Origin of the sequence: Bacillus sp. AFS001701 (genome assembly GCF_002559405.1) — a bacterium.
GTDB lineage: Bacteria > Bacillota > Bacilli > Bacillales > Bacillaceae_G > Gottfriedia.
The window spans coordinates 1-7,757 of the sequence record NZ_NTZO01000274.1 but is presented as its reverse complement, the minus strand read 5'-3'; the positions used below and the strand labels follow the sequence as shown (position 1 = coordinate 7,757).

At 33.4% G+C, this 7,757-nt stretch carries 6 protein-coding genes; all 6 read right to left on the bottom strand.

The features are described 5' to 3' along the window. Positions 1-67 precede the first annotated feature (67 nt). On the bottom strand, positions 68-847 hold the full coding sequence (codY, locus tag CN514_RS17590; RefSeq protein ID WP_088012939.1) for a GTP-sensing pleiotropic transcriptional regulator CodY: 780 nt from the start codon (positions 845-847) through the stop codon (positions 68-70). Between the two features lie 87 nt (positions 848-934). Further along, entirely contained in the window at positions 935-2,326 is a 1,392-nt protein-coding gene (gene hslU / locus CN514_RS17585; protein WP_098233719.1) for an ATP-dependent protease ATPase subunit HslU, read from the bottom strand. Between the two features lie 11 nt (positions 2,327-2,337). Further along, the gene (hslV, locus tag CN514_RS17580) at positions 2,338-2,883 is read right to left on the bottom strand and encodes an ATP-dependent protease subunit HslV (protein WP_098233718.1); all 546 of its coding nucleotides are present in this window, start codon (positions 2,881-2,883) and stop codon (positions 2,338-2,340) included. Positions 2,884-2,930: 47 nt separating this feature from the next. After that, positions 2,931-3,830, bottom strand: coding sequence for a tyrosine recombinase XerC (gene xerC / locus CN514_RS17575; protein ID WP_069034515.1), 900 nt, complete (start codon positions 3,828-3,830; stop codon positions 2,931-2,933). A gap of 64 nt (positions 3,831-3,894) precedes the next feature. Then, positions 3,895-5,199: an FADH(2)-oxidizing methylenetetrahydrofolate--tRNA-(uracil(54)-C(5))-methyltransferase TrmFO gene (gene trmFO / locus CN514_RS17570; RefSeq protein ID WP_098233717.1), complete on the bottom strand. Its 1,305-nt coding sequence runs from the start codon at positions 5,197-5,199 to the stop codon at positions 3,895-3,897. Positions 5,200-5,403: 204 nt separating this feature from the next. After that, entirely contained in the window at positions 5,404-7,479 is a 2,076-nt protein-coding gene (topA, locus tag CN514_RS17565; protein ID WP_098233716.1) for a type I DNA topoisomerase, read from the bottom strand. Positions 7,480-7,757 lie beyond the last annotated feature (278 nt).

The window sequence follows — 7,757 nt, the reverse complement described above, 5'->3', positions numbered from 1 at the left end:
TTATTAATTGAGAAAAGGTTTAAACTTAATATTATCTTTTGCCTTCTTTAAGAAGTGACCTTATTAATTAGTTAGATTTTAATTTCTCTAACTCTAATAAGAATTTGTCATTTAGTACTTTAATATAAGTACCTTTCATTCCTAGTGATCTTGACTCGATAACACCAGCACTTTCTAATTTACGTAGTGCATTTACGATCACAGATCTTGTAATTCCAACACGGTCAGCAATTTTACTTGCTACTAATAAACCTTCATAGCCATTTAATTCTTCAAAAATATGTTCGATTGCTTCTAATTCACTATAAGAAAGAGATGAAATTGCCATTTGTACAACAGCTTTACTTCTAGCTTCTTCTTCAATTTCTTCTGCTTTTTCACGTAGTATTTCCATACCTACTACTGTTGCGCCATATTCAGCTAAGATTAAATCATCATTTTCAAAATCTTGATTAATTCGAGCTAGAACAAGAGTACCTAAGCGCTCACCGCCACCGATAATTGGTACAATCGTTGTTAAACCACCAGAAAATAAATCTTTATTTTCAACTGGGAATGCAGTGTGCTCACTGTTGATGTCTATATTTGATGATGTTTCATTAATATTAAATAGGTTTTGTGTATATTCTTCAGGGAATTGGCGATCGCTGAACATTTTTTGCATACGCTCATTTTCGATTTTTTGGTGAAGACCGTAACCTAATAATTTCCCTTTACGACTTAAAATAAATACATTTGATTCAATAACTTCTTCTAATGTATCTGCCATTTCTTTAAAGTTTACTGGCTTCCCTGCAGATTGTTGTAATAACTTATTAATCTTTCTTGTTTTTTCTAATAATTGCATCTTTCTAAATGCCTCCTATTTAATTGTACGTTTCCTTTGAACTTCTTAGCAATCTCATGGCTGAATTCAAAATGTTCTTTAGCTAAATCATAAAATGAATTGACTTATATCTTTATCTTTTGCAATATTTGCGAGCTTTTCATTTACATATTGTGGTGTAATCATAATTGTTCCCATTTGAATTTCAGAAGCTTCAAACGATAGGTCTTCAAGAAGCTTTTCCATAATAGTATGCAATCTTCTTGCGCCTATGTTGTCAGTAGTCTGATTAACTTCAAATGCTATTTCTGCTATTCTACGTATAGCATCGTCAGAAAATTCGATTTGTATACCTTCTGTAGACAATAAAGCTTTATATTGTTTAATAATTGAAAAATCAGGCTCAACTAAAATACGAACAAAATCTTCAACAGATAATTTCCCTAACTCTACACGAATTGGGAAGCGACCTTGTAATTCAGGTATTAAATCTGATGGTTTTGAAATATGAAATGCACCAGCTGCAATAAATAGGATATGATCCGTTTTAACCGGTCCATATTTTGTCACAACTGTACTTCCTTCAACGATTGGTAAAATATCTCTTTGTACGCCCTCTCTCGAAACATCTTGAGTGGAGTTTTGTTTACTTGCAATCTTATCAATTTCATCAATGAAAATAATACCTAATTGTTCAGCCCTATAAACTGCCTCTTGAGTTACTTCATCCATATCGATTAATTTCTGAGCTTCTTCATTCGTTAAAATCTTACGAGCTTCTTTAACAGTAAGCTTTCTTTTTTTAGTTTTCTTTGGAAATAGACTACCTAATGACTCCTGGAAGTTCATTCCCATTTGTTCCATTCCAGTTCCTTGCATAAAATCTAGCATCGGAGCTTGTTGTTGCTCTACTTCAATAGACACAAGATCTTCTTCTAGTTTTCCAGATAATAGTTGAAATTCTATATTTCTTCTTTTAGATGTTAATTCTGTGTCATTCTCTTCTTGCTCAGTATTCGAGTTTTGTGAATCTTGATTAAAAAGCATCTCAAGTGGGTTTTTAAATGAAGCTTGTTTTTTCGTACTTGGTGCTAGAAGTTTTGCTAATCTTTGATTCGCATTTTTTTCAGCCTGATCTTTCACCTTATTCATACGCTCTTCTTTTACAATTCGAATAGAAGTTTGGACTAAATCGCGAACCATTGATTCTACATCTCTACCAACGTAACCAACTTCTGTAAATTTAGTAGCTTCAACTTTAATGAATGGCGCGCCAACTAGTTTTGCCATCCTTCTAGCAATTTCAGTTTTACCAACACCTGTTGGACCAATCATTAAAATATTTTTTGGTGAAATTTCATCACGGAATGACTCTTCAAGTAAACTTCTACGATATCGATTTCTGAGTGCAATTGCTACTGCTTTTTTCGCTTGTTGCTGTCCAACAATATATTGATCAAGTTTTTCAACAATTTGACGAGGCGTGAAAGAAGTACTCATAATACACTCTCCTATTCTAATTCTTCTAAAATTATATTTCCGTTCGTATACACACAAATATCACTTGCAGTTTTTAAACTAGCATATGCAATTTGTTTTGCTGAAAGATTTTCCCCTGCGTTTTCCTTTAGCGCACGGCCTGCTGCAAGGGCATAATTCCCTCCAGAACCGATTGCAAGAATTCCATCGTCAGGCTCAATTACTTCACCAGTACCAGAAATTAATAATATTGAATTATGATCCATTACGATTAGCAATGCTTCAAGTTTATGTAATACTCGATCTGTTCTCCATTTTTTTGCTAATTCAACAGCAGCTCGTTGAATATTACCATTATATTCAACTAACTTGCCCTCAAAAAGTTCGAATAAAGTAAATGCATCTGCAACAGATCCTGCAAAACCAGCTAAAACTTTTCCATTAAAAAGCTTTCTAACTTTTCTTGCAGTATGCTTCATTACTACTGCATTTCCAAAAGTTACTTGGCCATCACCAGCCATGGCACTTTTACCATCGTGTCTGATTGCGAAAATCGTTGTAGCATGAAAATTGGACATGTGAATCCTCCTTAGAAATGTCGATTAATTTCTAAAATTGAGCGAATTTATGCTCTAGGATGATGTAAATTGTATACCTTTTGTAACCTTTCCTTCGTTACATGTGTATAGATTTGAGTAGATGATAAATTCTCATGTCCTAGTAATTCTTGAACACTACGAATATCAGCACCGTTATCAAGCATATGTGTAGCAAAGGTATGCCTTAACATATGTGGATAGATTTTATTAGTCAACGAAGTATCTTTGATCATTTTTTCTAATATACCACGGACACCTCTTGCCGTTAGTTTTGTACCACGGTGATTCAAAAAAAGATCGTCATTCATTTGCTTGTTAGCTACTATCAGTCTATTTCGGCCATCTTCTATATATGTATGAAGAGCTTTTTCTGCATAACTGCCAAAAGGAATATACCGCTGTTTATTCCCTTTGCCCGTTACTAAAATAGTCCCAATTTGAAAATCTATGTCTTTTAATTTCAAATTACAGCATTCGCTTACTCGGATTCCGGTAGCATATAGCAATTCTAAAAGAGCTTGATTTCTTTGTCCAAGTTCCGTATCTAGATCGCTAATCTTAAATAGTTTTTCAAGTTCTTCCTTGTATAAAAATCTTGGTATCATAGTTTCTTTTTTAGGAAGTGACGCTAATACAAAAGGATTCTCTTTTGCTTCATTTTCTCTCATAAGAAAACGATAGAAACTTCTTAAACAAGAAATATGCTTTGAGACTGTACGTCTTGATAGCTGTTTGTCATGCAAAGTTGTTAAATAGAGACGAACATCAGAATAAGTAACTGAAGAAAATGAAATAATGGATTGTTGCTCCATAAAAACTAGAAATTGTTCAACAATTTTTTTATAACTATTTAATGTGTATTGTGAAGAGTTTTTCTCTAATTGTAAATACTGAATGAATAATTGACACAATATTTTAATATTCAAGGTAATTTCTCCTCACAAGCCACTACATACTAACATATTAAGTAGCTATTTGCAATTTATTTTCTTAACATTCTACAAAATTCATAATTGATTCTAATGCACGGTTTGCATAAGCTTCATATCGTTCCTGTTTTCTTTTAATTTTGACATCAAGTCTAGGGAAAAGACCGAAATTAGCATTCATAGGTTGGAAGTGTTTTGCACTTGTTGTCGTTATATAATTAGCCATACTTCCAATAGCAGTTTCTGCTGGGAATACGACTAACTCTTTCTCCATTACGTATCTAGCAGCATTTATTCCCGCTACTAAACCAGATGCTGCAGATTCTACATAACCTTCTACTCCAGTCATTTGACCTGCAAAGAATAAATCTTCGCGACCTTTAAAACGATATGTTGCCTCTAATAGATTCGGTGAATTTATAAACGTATTTCGATGCATTACACCATATCGTACAATTTCAGCATTCTCTAGGCCAGGTATTAATTGTAAAACTTCTTTTTGAGGTCCCCATTTTAAATGCGTTTGGAATCCTACTATATTATATAAAGTTCCAGCACTGTCATCCTGACGTAGTTGAACAACCGCATACGGCGTCTTACCAGTCTTTGGATCCTCTAAGCCTACTGGTTTCATAGGTCCAAATAATAATGTTTGCTTTCCACGTTTAGCCATTACTTCAACTGGCATACAGCCTTCAAAGAAAATCTCTTTTTCAAATTCTTTTAAAGGAACAGTTTCTGCTGTAGTTAATGCTTCATAAAAACGATCAAATTCCTCTTCTGTCATTGGGCAGTTTAAGTAAGCTGCTTCACCTTTATCATATCTTGATTTTAAATATACTTTATTTAAATCAATACTTTCTTTTTCTACTATTGGTGCCGCTGCATCATAAAAATAGAAATAATCTTCACCCGTTAATTCTTTTAGTTGCTGTGATAATTCAGGTGATGTTAAAGGTCCTGTTGCGATAACTGTTGGTCCTTCAGGAATTTTAGTCATTTCTTCGTTATGCACAGTTACATTTGGATGATTTTTTACATACTCAGTTACATGGCTAGCAAACTCATGTCGGTCTACAGCTAACGCACCACCTGCTGGTACAGCACACTCATCAGCAGATCGAATAATAATTGAATCTAATCTTCTCATTTCCTCTTTTAATACACCTACAGCGTTCGTTAGTGTATTCGCTCTTAGTGAATTACTACAAACTAATTCAGCAAACTTATCAGTATGATGAGCAGGTGTTTGTCTCACTGGTCTCATCTCATATAAATGTACTTTAATTCCTCTTTTTGCAATTTGATAAGCAGCCTCGCTTCCTGCTAAACCTGCTCCAATTACATTAATAAATTGTTCTTTCATTGTTAACTCCTTCTACGCTGATTCAATCAAAATTACGTAATAATATTTTATAATTTTTTTCTTAAAGATTTCTTAATTAAAAGTTGATATGAAAAGTAAAAGTGAGCAAATTAATTGCTCACACTTTTATTTGGACAAAGTCTCAAGAAATATGAATTTCAGACTGATTATTGCTGGCAGTCTAAAGGTGAGTATATTAATTGCTCACACTTGTTGATCCTCTTTGTAGTCACATGATACACATTGAACTTGAATACCTTTTTTCATTTTCTTTTCAACTAATAAGTTTTCACATTTCGGACATGGTCTTGCAATCGGCTTATCCCATGATAAGAATTCACATTCTGGATAATTCGTGCATCCATAGAATATTCGATTCTTTTTCGATTTACGCTCAATTATATTCCCATCTTTACATGTAGGACATTTGACACCAATCTCTTTTACGATTGCTTTTGTATTTCTGCAATCAGGAAAGTTTGAGCACGCCATGAACTTACCGTATCTGCCCATTTTAAATACCATCGGGCTTCCACATGCTTCACAGTCTTCACCAGCAGGTTCATCTCTAATTTCAACTTTTTGCATTTCTTTCTCAGCTATTTCTAAGTGTTTCTCAAAACCTCTATAAAATTGATCGATGATTTGAATCCAGTTCACATTGCCGTCTTCAATTTTATCAAGGTCACCTTCCATTTGAACCGTAAACTCAATATTAATTACTTCTGGGAAAAACTCAACGACTAAATCAAATACTATTTGACCTAGTTCAGTAGGTACAAATCGTTTATTATCTAATGAAACATATCCACGTTTCTGAATCGTTTCTAAAGTTGGTACATAAGTTGATGGTCGACCTATTCCTAACTCTTCAAGCGTTTTTACTAATCTAGCTTCCGTGTAACGTGGAGGTGGTTGCGTAAAATGTTGTTCAGGTAAAATATCTTCTAATTTAACTTTTTCACCTTCAGCTAACGGTGGAAGGATACGGTCTTTTTCTTCTGTGCCATCATCATTACTTTCTATATACACCTTCATAAAACCAGGGAATTTAACTACTGATCCATTAGCTCTAAATATTACATCATTATTAATTAAGTCAACTTTAACCGTATCTAGTACTGCTGATGCCATCTGACTAGCAACAAATCGTTCCCATATTAATTTATAAAGACGATATTGATCACGGCTAACATGTGCTTTAATTGTATCAGGCGAACGTAAAGTTGACGTTGGTCTAATTGCTTCGTGTGCATCTTGTACTTTATCTGATTTTTTTTCACTTTTTTTATTTGTAGCAACAAAATCTGCACCATAAGTTTCAATTATATAAGACTTTGCTTCCTCAGTCGCAACATCAGATATTCTAGTCGAATCAGTTCTCATATATGTGATTAATCCGACTTGTCCTCCACTACCTAGGGAAATTCCTTCATATAATTGCTGTGCAATCATCATCGTTTTCTTTGCACGCATATTTAATTTTCTAGCTGCTTCCTGCTGTAGTAAGGAAGTAGTAAAAGCAGTTGCTGGATTACGTTTACGTTCTTTTCTTGTAACACTTTGAACTTCAAAGTGATCACCTTTAATTTGTGATAAAACATTTTTCACGTCAGTTTCAGAATTCAATGCCAATTTTTTACCATTAACTCCGTAAAAAGAAGTATCAAATGTTTCTTTCTTTGTTAAAGCTTTACTTTTAATTGTCCAATATTCTTCAGGTTGGAAGATTTCAATCTCTTTTTCTCGTTCAATGATCAGTCTAAGTGCGACAGATTGAACTCGACCTGCACTCAAGCCCTTTTTCACTTTCTTCCATAGTAATGGGCTTATGTTATACCCTACTAAACGATCTAGTACACGTCTTGCTTGCTGTGCGTCTACTAAATTCATATTAATTGGTCTAGGTTTTTTAAAAGACTCTTTAATAGCATCTTTCGTAATTTCATTAAACACTACACGACAATCCGATGATGTATCGATATTGAGTGTATTCGCAATATGCCATGCTATTGCTTCACCTTCGCGATCTGGATCGGCTGCTAGATAGATTTTTTTTGCTTTTTTTGCAGCAGATCTTAAATCCTTTAAAACTGGACCTTTTCCACGGATTGTTATGTATTTTGGGTTGTAATCGTTTTCTATTTCAATCCCCATCTGGCTTTTAGGTAAATCTCGAACATGTCCCATTGATGCGATTACTTTAAATTTTTTACCTAAGTACTTTTCTATTGTTTTAGCCTTTGAAGGGGACTCCACTATAACTAAATTTTCTGCCATCTTTTAAGCCTCCCGAGAGTTTCCTATTCATTACTCTCTGTATTCCTTATTTCTTTCTTTTATTCTTATGTATTCTCAAATAGATTCATAATAAGAAGAGTTCAATTTATATTTTTGATTTTCCTTCATACAATTTCAAATTGTATAGTTTATTCTATACATTAGTCAAATTTTATTTAGATATAAAATAACACAAGTCGCATTAGTATTGTCAATATTTTGTAATATAAACATATTTTTTTATTTTTTAGTATATTCCTAAAATTCCTCTAAAATAT

Bases quoted from the DNA above. Each gene is read 5' to 3' on its own strand.
- codY (WP_088012939.1), bottom strand. From the start codon at position 847: ATGCAATTATTAGAAAAAACAAGAAAGATTAATAAGTTATTACAACAA.
- hslU (WP_098233719.1), bottom strand. From the start codon at position 2,326: ATGAGTACTTCTTTCACGCCTCGTCAAATTGTTGAAAAACTTGATCAA.
- hslV (WP_098233718.1), bottom strand. From the start codon at position 2,883: ATGTCCAATTTTCATGCTACAACGATTTTCGCAATCAGACACGATGGT.
- trmFO (WP_098233717.1), bottom strand. From the start codon at position 5,199: ATGAAAGAACAATTTATTAATGTAATTGGAGCAGGTTTAGCAGGAAGC.
- topA (WP_098233716.1), bottom strand. From the start codon at position 7,479: ATGGCAGAAAATTTAGTTATAGTGGAGTCCCCTTCAAAGGCTAAAACA.